The sequence below is a fragment of the Mycobacterium sp. genome (assembly GCF_965229105.1).
GTDB lineage: Bacteria > Actinomycetota > Actinomycetes > Mycobacteriales > Mycobacteriaceae > Mycobacterium.
On the sequence record NZ_OZ245858.1, the window covers coordinates 6,603,106 to 6,619,758 of the forward strand.

General features: G+C 66.6%; 17 protein-coding genes. 7 read left to right on the forward strand and 10 right to left on the reverse strand.

The genetic code is table 11. The annotated features are described in order from the left end of the window. Window positions 1-6 precede the first annotated feature (6 nt). On the reverse strand, window positions 7-693 hold the full coding sequence (locus tag ADBZ9O_RS31090) for a phosphonatase-like hydrolase (RefSeq protein ID WP_526527353.1): 687 nt from the start codon (window positions 691-693) through the stop codon (window positions 7-9). A gap of 23 nt (window positions 694-716) precedes the next feature. Then, entirely contained in the window at window positions 717-1,832 is a 1,116-nt protein-coding gene (locus tag ADBZ9O_RS31095) for a TIGR03364 family FAD-dependent oxidoreductase (RefSeq protein WP_526527354.1), read from the reverse strand. A 107-nt stretch (window positions 1,833-1,939) separates the two neighbouring features. Here ADBZ9O_RS31095 and ADBZ9O_RS31100 point away from each other — a divergent pair, with 107 nt between their 5' ends. Both ADBZ9O_RS31100 and ADBZ9O_RS31105 read left to right on the forward strand, forming a co-directional pair. Next, window positions 1,940-2,503, forward strand: coding sequence for an HD family phosphohydrolase (locus tag ADBZ9O_RS31100; protein WP_526527355.1), 564 nt, complete (start codon window positions 1,940-1,942; stop codon window positions 2,501-2,503). After that, entirely contained in the window at window positions 2,500-3,216 is a 717-nt protein-coding gene (locus ADBZ9O_RS31105; RefSeq protein WP_526527356.1) for a GntR family transcriptional regulator, read from the forward strand. The genes ADBZ9O_RS31100 and ADBZ9O_RS31105 overlap by 4 nt, the downstream gene beginning before the upstream one ends. Window positions 3,217-3,231: 15 nt before the next feature. On the opposite strand, the gene ADBZ9O_RS31110 is transcribed toward ADBZ9O_RS31105, so the two are convergent. Beyond that, window positions 3,232-3,642 (reverse strand): RidA family protein, encoded by a 411-nt coding sequence (locus ADBZ9O_RS31110; protein ID WP_526527357.1) that lies wholly within the window; start codon window positions 3,640-3,642, stop codon window positions 3,232-3,234. Beyond that, window positions 3,639-4,673 (reverse strand): acetamidase/formamidase family protein, encoded by a 1,035-nt coding sequence (locus tag ADBZ9O_RS31115; RefSeq protein WP_526527358.1) that lies wholly within the window; start codon window positions 4,671-4,673, stop codon window positions 3,639-3,641. The genes ADBZ9O_RS31110 and ADBZ9O_RS31115 overlap by 4 nt, the downstream gene beginning before the upstream one ends. A gap of 70 nt (window positions 4,674-4,743) precedes the next feature. Between ADBZ9O_RS31115 and ADBZ9O_RS31120 the strand changes: the two genes are divergently transcribed. The 3 genes from ADBZ9O_RS31120 to ADBZ9O_RS31130 all read left to right on the forward strand — a co-directional run bounded on the left by ADBZ9O_RS31120 (window position 4,744) and on the right by ADBZ9O_RS31130 (window position 7,987). Then, window positions 4,744-5,640, forward strand: a complete 897-nt coding sequence (locus ADBZ9O_RS31120) for an alpha/beta hydrolase (protein ID WP_526527359.1) — start codon at window positions 4,744-4,746, stop codon at window positions 5,638-5,640. Between the two features lie 66 nt (window positions 5,641-5,706). Next, window positions 5,707-6,834, forward strand: a complete 1,128-nt coding sequence (locus ADBZ9O_RS31125) for an acyl-CoA dehydrogenase family protein (protein ID WP_526527360.1) — start codon at window positions 5,707-5,709, stop codon at window positions 6,832-6,834. A gap of 61 nt (window positions 6,835-6,895) precedes the next feature. Beyond that, on the forward strand, window positions 6,896-7,987 hold the full coding sequence (locus ADBZ9O_RS31130; protein ID WP_526533702.1) for an acyl-CoA dehydrogenase family protein: 1,092 nt from the start codon (window positions 6,896-6,898) through the stop codon (window positions 7,985-7,987). On the opposite strand, the gene ADBZ9O_RS31135 is transcribed toward ADBZ9O_RS31130, so the two are convergent. The 3 genes from ADBZ9O_RS31135 to ADBZ9O_RS31145 are packed head-to-tail and all read right to left on the reverse strand — an operon-like array spanning window position 7,984 to window position 11,312. Then, window positions 7,984-9,270 carry an amidohydrolase family protein gene (locus ADBZ9O_RS31135; RefSeq protein ID WP_526527361.1) on the reverse strand — a complete coding sequence of 429 codons (1,287 nt, stop codon included), beginning with the start codon at window positions 9,268-9,270 and terminating at the stop codon, window positions 7,984-7,986. The genes ADBZ9O_RS31130 and ADBZ9O_RS31135 overlap by 4 nt on opposite strands. After that, window positions 9,270-10,373, reverse strand: coding sequence for a CoA transferase (locus ADBZ9O_RS31140; RefSeq protein ID WP_526527362.1), 1,104 nt, complete (start codon window positions 10,371-10,373; stop codon window positions 9,270-9,272). Before ADBZ9O_RS31140 ends, ADBZ9O_RS31135 begins: the two co-directional genes overlap by 1 nt. Window positions 10,374-10,403: 30 nt before the next feature. Next, window positions 10,404-11,312 (reverse strand): hotdog family protein, encoded by a 909-nt coding sequence (locus tag ADBZ9O_RS31145; protein ID WP_526533704.1) that lies wholly within the window; start codon window positions 11,310-11,312, stop codon window positions 10,404-10,406. A 188-nt stretch (window positions 11,313-11,500) separates the two neighbouring features. Between ADBZ9O_RS31145 and ADBZ9O_RS31150 the strand changes: the two genes are divergently transcribed. Together ADBZ9O_RS31150 and ADBZ9O_RS31155 are read left to right on the forward strand one after the other, a co-directional pair. Next, a complete protein-coding gene (locus ADBZ9O_RS31150) occupies window positions 11,501-12,625 on the forward strand; it encodes an acyl-CoA dehydrogenase family protein (RefSeq protein ID WP_526533706.1) in 1,125 nt (374 codons plus the stop codon). A gap of 1 nt (window position 12,626) precedes the next feature. After that, complete coding sequence (locus tag ADBZ9O_RS31155; protein ID WP_526527363.1) at window positions 12,627-13,355, forward strand: GntR family transcriptional regulator; 729 nt, start codon at window positions 12,627-12,629, stop codon at window positions 13,353-13,355. Here the strand turns inward: ADBZ9O_RS31155 and ADBZ9O_RS31160 are convergent. From ADBZ9O_RS31160 to ADBZ9O_RS31170, 3 genes are read right to left on the reverse strand one after another with little or no spacing between them, the layout of a single operon-like run. Further along, entirely contained in the window at window positions 13,352-14,290 is a 939-nt protein-coding gene (locus tag ADBZ9O_RS31160; protein ID WP_526533708.1) for an enoyl-CoA hydratase/isomerase family protein, read from the reverse strand. The two genes, ADBZ9O_RS31155 and ADBZ9O_RS31160, sit on opposite strands and share 4 nt — an antisense overlap. An 11-nt stretch (window positions 14,291-14,301) precedes the next feature. After that, window positions 14,302-15,831 (reverse strand): fatty-acid--CoA ligase FadD4, encoded by a 1,530-nt coding sequence (gene fadD4 / locus ADBZ9O_RS31165; protein ID WP_526527364.1) that lies wholly within the window; start codon window positions 15,829-15,831, stop codon window positions 14,302-14,304. Between the two features lie 60 nt (window positions 15,832-15,891). Beyond that, entirely contained in the window at window positions 15,892-16,638 is a 747-nt protein-coding gene (locus ADBZ9O_RS31170) for a carbonic anhydrase (protein WP_526527365.1), read from the reverse strand. Window positions 16,639-16,653 lie beyond the last annotated feature (15 nt).

Genomic DNA, 16,653 nt, shown 5'->3' on the forward strand with positions numbered 1-16,653 from the left:
TCGGATTTAACGGTGGAGCAGGATCAGATCGGCAAAATCGGTAACGGTGCCAACGACATGGCTGGCCCCGGCGGCGCGAAGCTGCTCCTCGGTATGGGCGCCGGTGAGCGTGCCAGCGGCGATGGCACAACCCGCCCGCAGGGCACTGTCGATATCGCTGCCGGTGTCACCGAGGGCGGCCACGTTATGCACACCATCGATCTGCAGGCGCATCAACGCGGTCAGGATCAGGTCGGGAAAGGGCCTGCCCCGAACCCCCTCGCCGGGTGCCAGCACGAGATCGGCCAACGACTGCCACCCCAGCGCCGCCAACAGCTTTTCCTGCGTGGAGCCGCTGAACCCGGTGGTCAGCGCAACCCGGACACCTGCGTCGCGCAGTCTCGTAATCGCCTCTGCCGCACCGTCGATCGGGCGGGCATGTCCTTCGTCGATGAGCTCGGAGTAGGCCGTTTCGAAGGCGTCGTTGGCGTGTTGCGCCAGTTCCTCGCTGTCGAACAGGGCACGGAACACGGTGATCTTCGACTGACCCATGGTGTCCAGGACGTACTGGCGGGCGTGCTCCCGGTCCGCGCCGGCCGCAGGCACGCCGGCTGCTGTGGCGGCCGCCTCGAACGCCGTCAGCACCAACCCGTCGTCGGCGACGGTGGTACCCGCCATATCTAGCACGGCGAGTTGAATCCGGTTATCTGGCATCGGTTTACCTTTCCGAGGGTCGATCAGAGTTCAATGAGATCGGCGGTCTGTTCAGCGATCGCCGGCCCTAACGTCATGCCGCGACCGCCGGGACCGGTGACACACCAGACGCCGTCGGCGATGAAGGTGCGGCTGACCAACTGGCCCGGATCGATGCACTGGCTGTACACACCGGCCCACCGCCGCCGCACCGGCGGCAACGGGCGACCGAGAAATTCCTCGACGAGATCGACCAGATAGGCGTACGGCGCCTCGTCGACGTCAAACGCGAACGGCTCGGTGTATTCGTGCGTGTCACCGATCGTCAATCCGCCGTGCAGCCGCTGCACGCACAGCAGTTGCATCCGGTGTTCGTCGGCCACGCTGTCCTGAGCCTCGTTATTGCACAACGCATCCAGTGCCGCGCCCGCAAACCCCGGGTAGTAACGGAAGCTGTCACCGTCAGCGATCGCGGTGGTCAGCGGTTCGCCGAGCGGATCGGTCTGCATCATCTGCAACCGCACCCGACGCACCGGCAACTCGCCGGCGAGTTCGCGGGTCAGGCCGCCGTGTACCGCGCCGGGGCACAGCAGCACGAGATCGCTGTCATGGCGGCGACCACGGTCATCACGGACGGTCCGGCCGTCGAGCGAGCGCGCCTCGGTGCCTGGCAGAAAGGTGTAGCGGCCGGTGTCGGCAAGGTATTCGCGGATCGCCGGTAACGCGTGACGGGATTCGACGGCGGCGTCACGGGAACAGTGCAGACCGGCAACGAATTTTCCGCGTAGTGCCGGATTGAGCACTCGGACCTGGCCGGGGTCGAGCAGTTCGAAACCGCGGGCGGCAGCATCCGGCCTGGCGGCCACTTCCTCTGCGACGGCGACCTCGCGAGGCGTGCGCAGCAGGGTGAGCGAACCAGCGGGTCGAAAACCGATACCCGGGATGCGCGCGCCGAGCTGTGCCCATAGTTCACGAGACCGCAGCGCGGTGTCGAGTTCGACGTCGGAGCGCCCCGAGACCCAGACCAGGCCGAAATTGCGGACGGTGGCGCCGCGCGCCTCGACTTCACGTTCCAACTGGGTGACCTGATGCCCACGCCGGATCGCTTCGACTGCATGCGCGGTCCCGAGGATCCCGCCGCCAATGATGGTCACCCGCATGCCTGAACCCTCCCTACCGATCAATACGGCGCCTCAACAAGCATGTGTTGAGGGCTGGAACAGCGGGTTAACAATTGGTATAGACCAATTGGGGTTATGCTGGCGCCGTGACTGTGCTGGACGAAACGGTGCTGACCCAAACGGAGGCGGTACTGACATCCCTACGGGGTGTCTGGGACGAGGACAGTGTCGACGAACTCGACCACGCCCTGCTGGCGGCGGCCTGTGCCCTCGCCGACGGGGCCGACGACGAACTTGTCCTCGCGAGTGCCCTGCACGATGTCGCGCACAGCGCGCTCGTCACCAATCCGGCGCAGGTCGGCCATGACATCGTCGCGCGCGAGTGGCTGACGGCCAGGTTCGGCGATCGGGTCGGCTGGCTGGCGGGGGCCCACGTCGCAGCCAAGCGCTACCTGGTGGCCACCGAACCTGCGTACCGCGATGGACTCTCGGAGACCTCGGTCATCTCGTTGACGGCCCAGGGTGGGGCGGGGGTGGACGCCGAGCTCGTCGCGCACCCGTGGTGGGCCGATGCTGTGCGGTTGCGGCGCTACGACGATGCCGCCAAAGATCCGCTGGCGCCGGCATCAAAACGTGCGACAATCGATGATGTGCTAGCCATCGCGGAACGCGTTCTGCGGCAACAACAATCCACAGAACAGTCCACATGAGCGCGCCCGGCCCCAAGCCGGTGCCCAAGCCGTACCTCGTGCGCACGGCCGTCGAGGAGCTTCTCGCCGACCTCACCGAGGGCGACGCGGTACCGGCCGAACGTGAACTCGCCGCTCGATTCACCGTCGCCCGCGAGACGGTGCGCCAGGCTCTGCACGAATTGTTGGTCGAGGGCCGCATCGAACGCCGTGGGCGCGGCACCGTGGTATCGAAACCCAAACTGGTGCAGCCGTTATCGCTGAAGTCCTATACCGAAGGTGCCCAGACGATGGGCCGCAAACCTGGCCGCCTGCTGGTCACCTGGCAGGATATCGATGCAACGGCGGAACTCGCAGCAGCGCTGGATATCCCGGACGGGGGACCGGTGATGCACCTGGAACGCGTACTGCTGGCCGACGGTCAGCGGATCGGGCTGGAGAGTAGTTACCTGCCTCCGCACCGATTCGGTTTCCTGCACCACACATTCGATCCGACGACATCGCTGTATGCGGCCATCCGGGCGTCGGGGGTGGTGTTCGGTGCCGCTGTCGAACGGATCGAGACGGTCCTGGCATCACCCCGCGAGGCGGAACTCCTCGAGTCGACCACCGCCATGCCGATGCTGCGGCTCAACCGCCGGTCGGTCGATACCGAAGACCGGCCGATCGAGGTGGTGCGCTCGTTGTACCGCGGTGACCGGGTCGCCTTCGAAGCCCTGCTGAACGACCGCTGACCGACCCAGGGGGCGTCAGTCCCAACCCTCGGATTTCCAGCACACCCAATCGATTTCGACGCGGGCGCCGACCGCGAGCCCCGTCGTACCCACGCAGGTGCGCGACGGTAACCGGGTGGGGAACCAGTCCGCATACGCGGCGTTGAACACCGCATAATCGGCCCAGTCCATCAGGTATGCCCGCACCGACACCACATCGGCCAGGGCACCGCCGCACAACTCGGTCACCCGCACCAGATTGCGCAGCACCTGATCGGTCTGGGCGGCGATACCTCCTTCGACCAGCGCACCGGTGACATCGGTCGGCATCTGACCGGTGACATACAGCGTCTGCCCTGCCGCCGTCGCGTGCGCGAATGGCGCGACGGCCGGCGGCACACCGTCGAGCGGGGTGAAGGTGAATGCGCGAATACCGTTACCGCTCATAGGATCGCAGCTCCGAAGCGGGGGAAGCACCGTTTGTCGATGCGGCCATGGACACCTTGCCGCTGATCGACCACCTGGGTGACGGTGAAGTCGACCGCGACGGACATGAACGAATAGGCATCCGGACGCGACAACCCGAATTGGGTTTGCAGGACGCTCAGCGTGCGCAGGGCGGCCGCCTTCATCGCCTCGTCCAAGGTGTCACCGAAGCCATGCACCAACACTTCGGTGGCGGTTTCCAGCACCGGCACCGTCAGGGCCAGATCGCGCCGGATGGTCAGCCGCAGCAGGCCGTTCAGTGAGGACTCCAGCGCGGTCCCGCTGATCTCACCGTCGCCCTGGGAGACATGCGGATCACCCACGGACAGCAGCGCACCAGCCACCTGCACCGGGTAGTACATCCGCCCGCCCGCTCCGATGCGCCAGTTGTCCACATTGCCGCCGTGATCGCCCGGCGGGACCGAGGAGACCCGCTCGGGGGCGGCGGGCGCCACCCCCATCGTGCCGAAATGCGGGCGAAGCGGTACCACGACGCCCGGCAGCGCCGGTTCGCGCACAACGCTGTCGGGAGCCACCACGACGCCTGCCGCATCGGCGATCGGGGTGGTGGTCCAGGTGTAGCCGAACAACGCCCGCCCCAGCTGTGCAGACGTGTCGAGTTCGTAGATGGTTACGCGTTCATGGCCGAGCTCGTCGTACAGAAAACCCCAGTGCGCCGCCAGGTTCGAGCCGTACGGCAAGCGCGGCGTCGCCTCCAGGATGTCTACCTGCAACACGTCACCGGGTACGGCTCCGGCCACGGCGATTGGTCCGGTCAGCAGGTGCGGGCCCGGACCGCGGTCCTGGACCTGTTCGAAGACGTCGCGGATGCCGGCGTCCATCAACAGATCGGGCGCGTCCCCGGCGTGATGGGTCAGCGTCTCGATGGCAATCAGATCGCCGGAGGCAACGGTCAGCGCCGGCGCGAGCCGTGGATCGAAGTAACCCCAGTGCACATTCGCCGGGGTGGCTGGAAGCTGATGGAGTGCCATTGTGCTCACCTCATCACGGCAACCCCTGACCCGCCAGCCGAACGGATGACGGCCCAGTACTGTCGGGCCCGTGACGATCACCGATATCCACCCCGAGTTGCGCAAGGCAGCGCGCTGGATTCCGCGCAACTTGATCCGACCGAGCACGCTGCCGATCGCCAGGGCGCTGCAAAAGCTGCAGGAGCGGCGGCGCACACCCGGTGTGGAAGTCCTGACCACAGCTGACGGCATCCGCATCAGACTGCACCGGCCACCGGGCCAGACCGCACCGGGTCCGGCGCTGCTGTGGATCCATGGCGGCGGGTACCTCATCGGCTCGGCCCAACAGGATGACCGGGTGTGCAAACAGTTCGCCGCGGAACTCGGTCTGACGGTCGCCGCTGTCGACTATCGGCTGGCCCCGGAGAATCCGTATCCGGCAGCGCTCGACGATTGCCACGCCGCCCTGACCTGGCTGGCGGGCCTGCCTGCCGTCGATCCGGACCAGGTGGCTATCGGCGGTGCCAGCGCCGGTGGCGGGCTGGCTGCCGCGTTGGCCTTCACCGCCCGCGACCGCGGGATGGTCACGCCGGTGCTGCAACTGTTGGTCTACCCGATGTTGGACGACCGGTCCTCGGCTCGAGCCGATGTGGCCGATGCCGACTTCCGGATGTGGAGCCGGGACGCCAACCGCTGGGGATGGTCGGCATATCTGCGCGGCGCCGACCCCGAGGTGGCCGTTCCGTCGCGCCGCACCGACCTGGCCGGCCTGCCACCAGCGTGGATCGGCGTGGGCTCCAACGACCTGTTCCACGACGAAGATCTCGCCTATGCCGACGCACTCAAGGCTGCCGGCGTGCCGTGCGAGGTGGTGGTCGTTCCCGGCGCGTTCCACGGCTTCGACGCGGTCGTCCCGAAGGCAAGCATCTCGCGGTCGTTTTTCGACAGCCAGTGCGCCCACTTGAAGTTGGCGCTGGCCGACACTTAGTCAGTCGGCACCACGTGGGTCCTGAGTGTGTTCCGCAATACCCAGGAGCTGTGAGACGGTGGTCGCATGGTGGTGCGAGAAACCGACGAGAACCGCACATTACGGAAGACCGTTGCGGCGTTTCTGGAGGCGCGTTCGCCGCAGGCCCGAGTCCGGGAACTGATGGCGACCGACACCGGTCACGACGCGGACATCTGGGCCGAGCTGGCCGCGATGGGTCTGCTCGGGCTGCTGGTGCCCGAGGACTTCGGCGGGGCCGGGGCCGGTCACGTCGAGATGGGCATCGTGATGGAAGAGATGGGGCGGGCCCTGCTGGGCGGGCCGTTCTTCTCCACTGCGGTCCTGACCACCCAGCTGCTGGCGGCATCGGGTGACGATGACGAACAGGCCACAATCCTGCCCCGGATCGCGGCAGGCGAGCTCATCACCAGCCTGGCGTTCGCCGAAGACACCTCGACCCGGCCGCCGCACCGGGTGGACACCGCCGCCGCCTCGATCGGCGGGCAATGGACGGTGACCGGGCAGAAGACGTTCGTCCTCGACGCCGGCGCCGCCGACCTACTGTACGTGCTGGCCGATACCGACGCCGGCCCATCGACATTCGCGATCGACACCGGCGCACCGGGGGTCAGCTGCGCGGCACTGGCCACCATCGACGCCACCCGTAAGCAGTACCGCGTCGAGTTCGTCGACGTCCCTGCCCGCCCGGTCGGCACGCCCGGTGCGGGTATCGAGGTGTTCACCGCCGCACTGGATCACGCTGCCGTCGCGCTGCTTGGCGAGCAGGCCGGCGGAGCGCAGCGAGCCATGCAGTTGGGTGTCGATTATGCGCGGACCCGTATGCAGTTCGGCCGCGCCATCGGCAGTTTCCAGGCGGTCAAGCACATGTGCGCCGATATGTTGCTCGAAGCGGAATCGGCGATTTCCGCAGCGCGCCATGTCGCGGCCGCATTCGACGCCTCCACTTTGAACACTGATGACCCGTCGCGCTGGGCGGATCTGGCTCTGGCGCAGGCGTATTGCTCGGACGCCTACGTCTTTGTCGCGGCGACCACCATCCAAGTGCACGGCGGAATCGGATTCACCTGGGAGCATCCGGCGCACCTCTACCTGCGTCGCGCCCGCACCGACGCCCAGCTACTCGGTTCGCCGGCCTATCACCGCGACCGTTATCTTCGACGCAAGGGAGCCTGACGTGACCGATAGCGTGCGCGCCGAAGCCCGGGAGTGGCTGGCCGCCAACTGGACTCCGGGAATGGACCGCAACCGCTGGGCGGATCTTGTGCTCGACGCCGGCTGGTCAGCACCGAGCTGGGCACCCGAATGGTTCGGGCGGGGCCTCAGTGATACCGAATCCCGCGTCGTCGCAGCTGAGTTCGCGGCGGTCGGCGCACCGGGCACCGGCCATGACCGAGCCAATCTGTTTGCCTGCACCCTGTATGACGCCGGCACCGAGGAACAGAAGCGGCGGCTTATCCCACCGTCGCTGCGCGGTGAGACCAAATGGTGTCTGCTCTACAGCGAACCGGGCGCCGGGTCAGATCTTGCGGGTCTACGGACGCGCGCCGACCGCGATGGCGACCGTTTCATCGTCAACGGGCAGAAGGTCTGGACCTCCTTCGCCGCAGGCGCCGACTACGGCCTGCTGGTGGCGCGCACCGACTGGGATGTGCCCAAACACCAAGGGATCAGCTTCTTCATGTTCCCGATGCGCCAACCCGGTGTCGAGGTCCGGCCCATCCATCAGATCACCGGTGAATCCGAATTCAACGAGGTGTTCATCACCGATGCACATGTGCCCGCGGAGAATCTGGTCGGACCGCTCGGCGGCGGTTGGGCGGTGTTGCAGACTGCCCTCGGCTACGAGCGCCGCCTGATGGGCGACCTGGCGCGCACCACCAAGGGCGCCACCAAACCACAGGAAGACAAGGACAGCCTGGCGGCACTGGCCAAGACCTACGACAAACTCGACGACAGCCATACCCGCCAGCAGATCGCCCGCATCGAGGCCTTGGTGGCAGTCAACAAGTGGAACACGCAGCGGGCCAAGGTTTCCGGCGGCGCACAGGCAGCCACCCTGATGGCGCTGGGCAAGATCGCCATGTCGCGGATCCTGCATGAGACGGCGCGCGTGCAGACCGAGATCGTCGACGCCGAATCGATGCTCGCCGGTCCGGACAATCCCGTCGGCGACGCCGTCACCTTCCGCACCCTGAATGCGTATTTCACCTCGATCGGTGGTGGCACCGATCAGATCCAGCGCAATATCGTCGGGGAGCGCGTACTCGGTCTGCCGAAAGAGCCGGAGCCCTACCGCAATACCCCGTTCCGGGAGTTACCGCACTAGACGCGGTGCACCTGGTGGCCGCCGATGATGGTGGCGGCGACCAGGCCGGCGTCCAGCTCGGCCAGGACAGTATCGGGGGGTGCGGCCAACAGGCAGAGGTCGCCGGGTTGACCGGGTGCGACGGTGCGCGCCGCCGCCGGATCACCCGGCGCGCCCAGGAACATCTCCAGAGCGGTTCTTGGCGAGACACATTCGCTAGGTCCGAGCACCGCGCCGCCGGTGGTGGTTCGGTGTACGGCCGCACGCATCACCGCCCATGGATCGTCATGACCGAACGGCATATCCGTCGAGAGCGCGACCCGGACACCGGCCGCCAGCAGCGAACTGACCCGCCAGAGTTGGTCGTATTCGTCGGCGGGGACATCGGCCAGGTACTCCTCGCCCCGCTCTGCGACGAAGTTCGGTTGGGTCACGACGGTGACCCCCAGGTCCGCCAGCTCGCTCAGGCAGTCCCCCGGAACCAGTGCCGCATGCTCGATCCGGTCCGCGGAGATTGTTCCGGCGGTGCGCAATGCCGCCATCGTCACCACCAGCTGTGCAACTGTCACACAGTGCACTGCCACCGGGGTGCCGTCGGCGTGGCTACTGCGCACCCAGGACGTGAGGTCGTCGAGGTCGAGCCGGTCATCGTGCAGAATCCGCTTGCCCGGGCTCAGCCGATGGACGAGCTGTGGGAGTTCTGCCCCCAACTGCCCGGCATCAGATTGCGTCAGATCCGGTGTGGCATCGGTGATTCCGGTGACGCCATACGAGGCCAGTCGACTCCCGAATGCGGCCAGCCCGACGGCGCGCCGCGGCACGGTGTCGGTCCATCCCGCATCGGCGCTGCGCAACCGGCCGTCAGGGTGATCCGGTTGACCGATCGCCGCCAGCGCCGCCGAGTTCAGCGTCCACAACACCCCGCTGCGGTGTTGCACCCGAACGGGTATCGCCGCGGTGATGGAGTCCAGGGCATCGCGATCCAGCGGGCCTGCGACGCTGTCGTGATAGCCCACCGCCCGGATCCAGCCGTCGCCGTCGGCGTCGAGGGAGGCGAGTGCTCTGCCCAGTTCGGCGCGGGACCGAACCTGGGGTGGTCCTGCCCGGACCGAACTGGCCGCAGCCGCGGCGGCGCGGATATGCACGTGGTGATCGTGCAGGCCGGGTATCACCAGCGCGCCGTGCGCGTCGAGGATGTCCTCACCGGGACGGGGGTCGAGATGCTCGTCGACCGCGACGATTTTCGAGCCGGTGCGGATATCGACGAGCCCGCCATCGAGTAGGTGGGCGCCTCGGATCAGCATCAGGTCCAACCTCTTTCGCTGACCAGCTGCCGCACCGCCGCATTATCGGCGCCGAGGGCCGATGCGGGTCGCGCGGTTAGCGGCATTGTCGGTTCGGCAGGGGTGGCAATACCTGATGCTGACACGTATGTCGCGGCCACAGCGGCCATCGCGACACCGATATGCACTCCCCCGCCGTGCGCCAGCGCCTCGACCACCGCTGCCGCCGCGGCCAGGCCGGTCAGCGGGTCCGCGATCGCATCGCCCATGAAGACCGGTCCGTGGTCGGTATGTTCGACCAGCCCACCCGCGACCGCGGCGTCATCACCGAAGGCCACCCGTTGCGTATCACCGCCGTGACCGGTGATGGACAGCCACACCCGGCCCGGGCTGGGCGGGCAGTCATGCGGTCCGAGCCCGCGCCGGTGAAGCGTCGCAGGCCGGGATCCTTCGAGCACGATATCGGCGACGGCCAGCAAGTCCCACACCGCTTGCCGATCGGCATCGAAATCCACTGCATAGCTCAGCTTTCCGGTGTTCATCCAGTCGAAGAACCTCCGATCTCCGGCCCTGGTGCCGTCCGGCCGCGAGGGGCTCTCGACCTTCACCACCGTCGCGCCTGCCCGCCGCAACAACTGCGCGCACAACGGTCCGGCCCACATCGACGTCATATCGACCACCAGCAGGCCCTCGATGCCGCGAGCGGGACCCGCTGTGCCACAGCCGAGTACGCGCGGCGCGGTGGGCTCAGCCTCACCAAGGGCCGCGAATGGCAGGTCGAGCAGGGCGGCACGATCGACGAACTCGGCCACTGTCCGCAGGATCGCCCACCGGCGAATTGCCGGCCACAGGTCGGCGGGCACCGCATCGGCGCCCAGCATGGCAGGCACCGCGGCGATATCGTCGGGCCGCGACAGCGTCAGCGCGCACCAACCGCCGACGGCCCGCACCAGCTGGGTGGCACCGCCGGCGGAAATCCGGCCCTGCGGCGATAACCCCAACAGGGCCGCGCGGCCGGTCAGCAGTTCGGTCGCGTCGATGGGCACTCCGGTGGCTGCCGCAATGAACTCGGCTGTCTCTCCGGCACGCTTGAGCACGCCGTCGGCGATACCGAGCGCACCCATCGACTTATTGTGCCGGAGCGGGGGTGAGCCTCAGAACACCCGGACGGTGAACCGCCAGTCCAGCACCTGACGATCGGGCTCACCGACGGCGTACACCAGTGACCGCAACCCCAGCACACCGCCGGCGCCGGTGGGCTCGGCGGATTCGATCTGCAGTTCGCTGTAGAGGGTGTCCCCCTCGTGGACCGGGCCGGTGTGATCGCACGACTCCCAGCCCAGCACCGTCACCAGATTCGGCAGCAGTCGACTGGCCTGCGCCAGCGCCAGTCCGATGGTGTGCCCGCCGTACACCAGACGCTGGCCACCCACTCGCAAATCATGGTGCGTGGCAGCAATATTCAGGCTGATCCGGGCCAGCTCGGGGGCGCAGCTGACAACATCGCCGGTGCTGTGCAGAACCTCCCCGGCCACGCCGGCGTCAAAATGAGGACCCGGTATGCGCGCCCGGAACGCTTCGGCGTCCCAATCTGCGGTGGGATCGACGGCCACCGGATGGTCTGCGCCGATCGTCGACAGGTCATCGTTATGACCGGTATCGGGGGCGTCGGGACTCAGCGGCAGCATTGCGCAGCGGTAGAAATCCAGCACGAGGCGGTCAGCCTGGTCGATGGTGATCATCCGCAGCGCCGCCAAGCCGGTGGCCGCACGACCCGGTTTGGTCGAATTCTGTTTGAGGCCAACCACTTCCGTGCGGGTATAGATAGTGTCTCCGATGACAGGAAAACGGTGGAAGGTCAGGCCGCGGTAGAACAGATTGGCCTTCACCCGCTGTGTGGCCAGCGTGCTCTGTCCGATCGCCACGTCGGTGACCAACCCCGGGTGGGCGAGCGCGGACGTCGCACCCGTCACCTGGTGGGTCAGCGCGACGTCCAGCGGTAGCCGCATCCGGTCACCGATGATCGACTGGTGCACCGCCGCCGCGCCCTGGGTCAACGTCATCGACGTCGCCCCGTCGAACACCTGCCCCACCGTCAGGTCGTCGAAATAGGGTCCGCCCGAAATTTGGCCGTACAAAGTCACGAGAGGTGATGTTCGCAGCACTTCAGAGGGTGTGTCAATATGGCCGTACAAATAGACGGCAACGAGGACGCGCACCGGTGAACGTAGATCTCAGTGATGAAGAGCAGATGCTGGTGGCGACGGTGCGGGCATTCGTCGACCGCGATGTCCGCCCGACCGTACGCGAGGTCGAGCACGCCAACACCTACCCCGAGGCGTGGATCGAGGCGATGAAACACCTCGGCATCTTCGGTCTGGCCGTGCCCGAGGAATACGGCGGCACCCCGGTCTCGACGCCCTGCTACGTCGAGGTCACCCAGGAACTCGCCCGCGGCTGGATGAGCCTGGCCGGTGCGATGGGCGGACACACCGTCGTCGCCAAACTGCTGGCCCTGTTCGGCACCGAGGAACAAAAACAGCACTACCTGCCGCTGATGGCCACCGGGGAACTGCGCGCCACCATGGCGTTGACCGAACCGGCAGGCGGTTCAGACCTGCAAGCCATCACCACCACCGCCCGCCCCGACGGCGACCAGCTGGTCATCAACGGGTCGAAAACGTGGATCTCCAATGCGCGGCGCTCCGGGCTGATCGCCCTGCTGGCCAAGACCGACCCCGATGCCAACCCCAAACACCGCGGCATCTCTGTCGTGCTCGTCGAACCCGGACCGGGCCTGAGTATCTCGCGTGACCTGCCCAAACTCGGCTACAAGGGCGTCGAGAGCTGCGAACTGTCCTTCGACGACTACCGCACCCCCGCATCGGCCATCCTCGGCGGTGAACCGGGACAAGGCTTCGCGCAGATGATGAAAGGCCTCGAAACCGGCCGCATCCAAGTCGCCTCGCGCGCCCTGGGGGTGGCCACCGCGGCGCTGGACGATGCCCTGGCCTACGCCCAGAGCCGGATGAGTTTTGGCGTGCCGATCTGGAAACACCAGTCGATCGGCAATTACCTCGCCGAAATGGCCACCAAGCTCACCGCTGCCCGCCAACTCACCTTGCACGCCGCCCGCCGGTACGACAGCGGCGGCCGCGCCGATATGGAAGCCGGGATGGCCAAACTGTTCGCCTCCGAGACGGCGATGGAGATCGCGCTGAACGCCGTCCGTATCCATGGCGGCTACGGCTACTCGACCGAGTACGACGTCGAACGCTACTTCCGCGACGCCCCGCTGATGATCGTCGGCGAAGGTACCAACGAAATCCAGCGCAACGTCATCGCCGCCCAGCTCGTCAAACGCGGCGGCCTCTGAGGTGAAGGAGGCACCCGCGTATCAGACAGTGCGCCAACAGCTTCGCGATCAGATCGCCGCGGGCGTGTACAGCGACGGCGCGCGGTTGCCCACCGAATCCGAACTGGTCGAGCAGCACGGGGTGAGTCGCCAGACAGTGCGACGGGCATTTCAGGATCTGGTCGCCGAGGGTGCGGTGTATCGGGTGCCGGGGCGAGGCACCTACGCCAGCGAGGCCGGCGGACGCTACCTGCGCCAGTTCGGCTCGATCGAGGATCTGATGTCCTTCTCCGAAGACACCACGATGGAGGTCCGCTCTGGTCTGCGCCGCCATGTCGACGTCGAGGCCGCCAGCCGGCTCCGGCTCGACGGCGATATCGTCTACTCGGTGGTGTTCCGGCGCCTTCACGGCGGCGTACCGTTCGTCATGACCCGGGTCCATCTGCCCGAAGCCGTGGCGGCCACTGTGCTCCGGGCTCCTGAATTGGCTGATGGCGCAGTCAGCACATTCACCATCATCGGTCTGTTGGAGCCGCATCTTCCGGAGCCCATCACCCAAGCGGCACAATCGATCACGGTGGCAAGCGCCAGCCCTGAGGTGGCGGCCGGCGTCGATTGCCCAGCGGGACATCCGATGCTACGGGTGGACCGGTTGTATTCCGATGCCGCAGGAACCCCCGTGGAGTTGGCGGTCAGCCACTTCCTGCCCGAGCAGTACACCTACCGGGTGACGCTGCGCAGATCCAGTTAGCGCAGCTCGTCGACCAGCCCCCATGCCAACGCTGTCTGCGGGTTGATGAACCGTCCCGACAACACCAGGTATGCAGTGCGCCACCGCCCGATCCTGCGAGTGACGCTGACGGTGCCGCCAGCACCGGGGATCAGCCCGAGCGTCAGTTCCGGCAGACCCAGCGTCGCATCGGGCGCGCACATCACATGTCCGCAGAACGCCGCCATCTCCAGACCGCTGCCGAGGACCTGGCCGTGTACCTCAGCCCGGCAGGCCGGGCCGAGCCGCGCGGTGAGTTCGTCGAGGACCAGCGCCGGGCTGTAGCGGGTGCGGGCCAGGTGCGCGGTCGCCGGATCAGTGAAGGTGCCGAACTCGGCGAGATCCCCACCGCTGCAAAAGGACGGGCCGTTACCGCTGAGCACCACCTCGCGCACCGAGGTGTCCAGCTGCGCCACACTGAGCAGGGCAAGGAGCTCCGCGCGGGCATCGGTGCTGAACGCGTTGTGACGCTGCGGCCGATTGAAACTGATCCGCACCGTGTCGCCATCTCGCTGAGCTACCACGGGATTCGGATGATCCAAGGGCCGGGCGGGCCCCCGGTCCGTGAGCCAGTTTGCAAACTCCGCCCCGGATTGCAGGGTCGAATAGGCCAGCGACTCGGCGATCACCCCTGCGAACGCGGGGGCGTCGACGTCGATGGCACGCAGCACGTCATCGCATACCGCCGCGGCCTGCGGCCACGTCCCCACTCGATCGTGCAACTCGGCGAGTACCTGCTCCACCGATGAGACCCAGACGGTCCTGCGGTCGTCACTGTGTTGGTCGACGATGGTGAAGGTTGCGTTATCCAACCAGTATTCGGCTCCGGTGCGGGTCGGGTCGCCCACGGCGATGACGATGTCGGCCGCCCCCGGCCCGGGTTCGGGCGGCGGTTCCGACAGGTCGACGACCCGCAGTGGAGCGACGGTCACGGCTGGTGAGAGTACTTCTCAATCAGGGTCTGTTTGTAGAGCTTGCCGGTGTCGGTCCGCGGCAGGGCGGCCTCGAAGGAGATCGTGCGTGGGCATTTGTAATGCGCCAGCCGATCCCGCAGCCACGCCACCAACTCAGCAGCGAATTCGTCAGTGGCATCGGCAGGATCGACGGTCTGCACCACACCCTTGACGGCCTGGCCCATCTCGTCGTCGGGGATGCCGAACACCGCGGCGTCCATCACCTTCGGATGGGTGACGAGCAGGTTCTCGGCTTCCTGGGGGTAGATGTTCACCCCGCCGGAGATGATCATGTGATGCCGCCGGTCCGTCAGGTACAGGTAGCCTTCCTCATCGACATAACCGATGTCGCCCACCGTTTTCCAACCGCGCGTGTCACGCGACTTGGCCGTCTTGTCTGGGTCGTTGAGATACTCGAAGTCGACGCCGCCCTCGAAGTAGATCTCGCCGGCCTCGCCGGGCGGAAGCTCATTGCCATCCTCGTCGAGGATATGAAGGTTGCCCACCATGGGCCGCCCGACCGATCCCGGATGGGTCAGCCAGTCTTCGGCACCGATCAGCGTGGATCCGTGCGCTTCCGAGGAGGCGTAGTACTCGTCGACGATCGGTCCCCACCAGTCGATCATCTGCTTCTTGATGTCAACGGGGCACGGTGCGGCCGCGTGCATGACGCGCTCGAGACTCGACACGTCGTAGGACGTCCGGACGTCCTCTGGGAGCTTCAACATGCGGGTGAACATCACCGGAACGAACTGTCCGTGGGTTACCCGGTGCTTGGCGATCACATCCAATGCGCCTGCGGCGTCGAACTTTTCCATCACCACCGTGGTGATGCCGGCGGCCTGGGTCTGCATTGACCAGACGGAGGGAGCCGTGTGGTACAGCGGTGCGGGACTGAGATAGACCGCCTCGGGGTGCATCCAGAACGACACCAGAGCCGACATCAGCCCGGGCGACTCGGACGGTGGCACGTGCGGGAGTGCCCGTTTGATGCCCTTCGGGCGCCCGGTGGTACCCGAGGAGTACTGCAGCAGATCGCCCTCGATCTCGTCGTCGATAGGCGTAACTGGCTGGTCGGCAACACAATTGGGGTAACTCTGCCACCCGTCGAGTTGTCCGCCCGCGATGAGCAGGACCGGCGGTAGTCCGTTGGGGAGTTCAGCACCGAGTCCAGAGAGCGTGTCGGAAAGCTTGGCCGAGCCGATGATGGCCTTGGCCGCGCTGTTGTCGATGATGTAGGCCGCTTCGGCGGCGGTCAGATGGGTGTTGATCGGGACGTAGTACAGCCCGCTGCGCCGCGCTGCCCACATCGCGGTATGAAAATGTTCGTTGTTCTCCATCAGTATCGCGACGGCATCGCCTTCGACCAGACCGGCCTGACGGAAGTAATGCGCCAGGTGGTTTGCCCGCGCCTCCAGCTCGCCAAAGGTCACGACCGTCCCCGACGGGTACATGATGATGGCGGGCTTGTCCGGGTTGGCTTCGGCGTGTTCACGAATCTGCATTAACGCACTTTACGACGCGGAAAGTTGACAGGTGTCAAGGGCCCGCATTTTCGGCCGAGTTCACAGGAGGGTGACTATGCCGTCGTCGAAGCTGTAGTAGGCAGCGAGCACCCTGGTCTTGCCCTTGGCCACCGCGGCGCTGACCAACTCCGACTTCAACACTTCGTCACGCGACATCTCGGCGTTGACGCGAATAGTGTTGTCCAGCAGGTCACCTGGCCGCTGTTGGGCGATACCGACCGCGGGCGCGATCGCGTCGACAAGGCTGCCAATATGCCCAGCCGGGGCCTGGCGGGTATGCAGACTTTCGATCGTCGCCGACACCGCACCGCAGAGCTCATGGCCCATGACGACGACCAGCGGCGAGTGCAGGTGGTCGACCGCATACTCCACGCTGGCCAGCAGAGCCGGGTCGACGATATTGCCCGCAACCCGCACCACAAACAGTTCGCCGAGCCCCTGATCGAAGATGACGTTAGGCGGCAACCGGGAATCGGAGCAGGTGAGGATGGTGGCGAACGGGTGCTGGACGGTGGCGATGTCCAACCGGTGCTCGGGGTCCTGCCCGCGGTGCTCCATCGCGTTGTTCACGAATCGCGCGTTGCCGTCCATCAGACGCGTGAGCGCCACCGCCGGGTCGGTGACAGGAGTTTTGTCGGGCGGATCGGGCACCGGCGGGGCGCCCGCCACCGTCACCGTCGTGGTGACCGTGGTGCTGTTCCCGCCCGAACCACAGGCCGTGGCGACAACCGCGGCCGAGGCCACACCAACAGCACTCAACCACTGCCTGCGAGAAATCCCGTTCACCCGAATGGCCCCCTC

What these genes read in the sequence shown, in the direction of transcription:
- ADBZ9O_RS31090 (WP_526527353.1), bottom strand. Translation starts at nt 693, where the DNA reads ATGCCAGATAACCGGATTCAACTCGCCGTGCTAGATATGGCGGGTACC.
- ADBZ9O_RS31095 (WP_526527354.1), bottom strand. Translation starts at nt 1,832, where the DNA reads ATGCGGGTGACCATCATTGGCGGCGGGATCCTCGGGACCGCGCATGCA.
- ADBZ9O_RS31105 (WP_526527356.1), top strand. Translation starts at nt 2,500, where the DNA reads ATGAGCGCGCCCGGCCCCAAGCCGGTGCCCAAGCCGTACCTCGTGCGC.
- ADBZ9O_RS31110 (WP_526527357.1), bottom strand. Translation starts at nt 3,642, where the DNA reads ATGAGCGGTAACGGTATTCGCGCATTCACCTTCACCCCGCTCGACGGT.
- ADBZ9O_RS31115 (WP_526527358.1), bottom strand. Translation starts at nt 4,673, where the DNA reads ATGGCACTCCATCAGCTTCCAGCCACCCCGGCGAATGTGCACTGGGGT.
- ADBZ9O_RS31125 (WP_526527360.1), top strand. Translation starts at nt 5,707, where the DNA reads ATGGTGGTGCGAGAAACCGACGAGAACCGCACATTACGGAAGACCGTT.
- ADBZ9O_RS31130 (WP_526533702.1), top strand. Translation starts at nt 6,896, where the DNA reads ATGGACCGCAACCGCTGGGCGGATCTTGTGCTCGACGCCGGCTGGTCA.
- ADBZ9O_RS31135 (WP_526527361.1), bottom strand. Translation starts at nt 9,270, where the DNA reads ATGCTGATCCGAGGCGCCCACCTACTCGATGGCGGGCTCGTCGATATC.
- ADBZ9O_RS31140 (WP_526527362.1), bottom strand. Translation starts at nt 10,373, where the DNA reads ATGGGTGCGCTCGGTATCGCCGACGGCGTGCTCAAGCGTGCCGGAGAG.
- ADBZ9O_RS31145 (WP_526533704.1), bottom strand. Translation starts at nt 11,312, where the DNA reads ATGACGTTGACCCAGGGCGCGGCGGCGGTGCACCAGTCGATCATCGGT.
- ADBZ9O_RS31150 (WP_526533706.1), top strand. Translation starts at nt 11,501, where the DNA reads ATGCTGGTGGCGACGGTGCGGGCATTCGTCGACCGCGATGTCCGCCCG.
- fadD4 (WP_526527364.1), bottom strand. Translation starts at nt 15,831, where the DNA reads ATGCAGATTCGTGAACACGCCGAAGCCAACCCGGACAAGCCCGCCATC.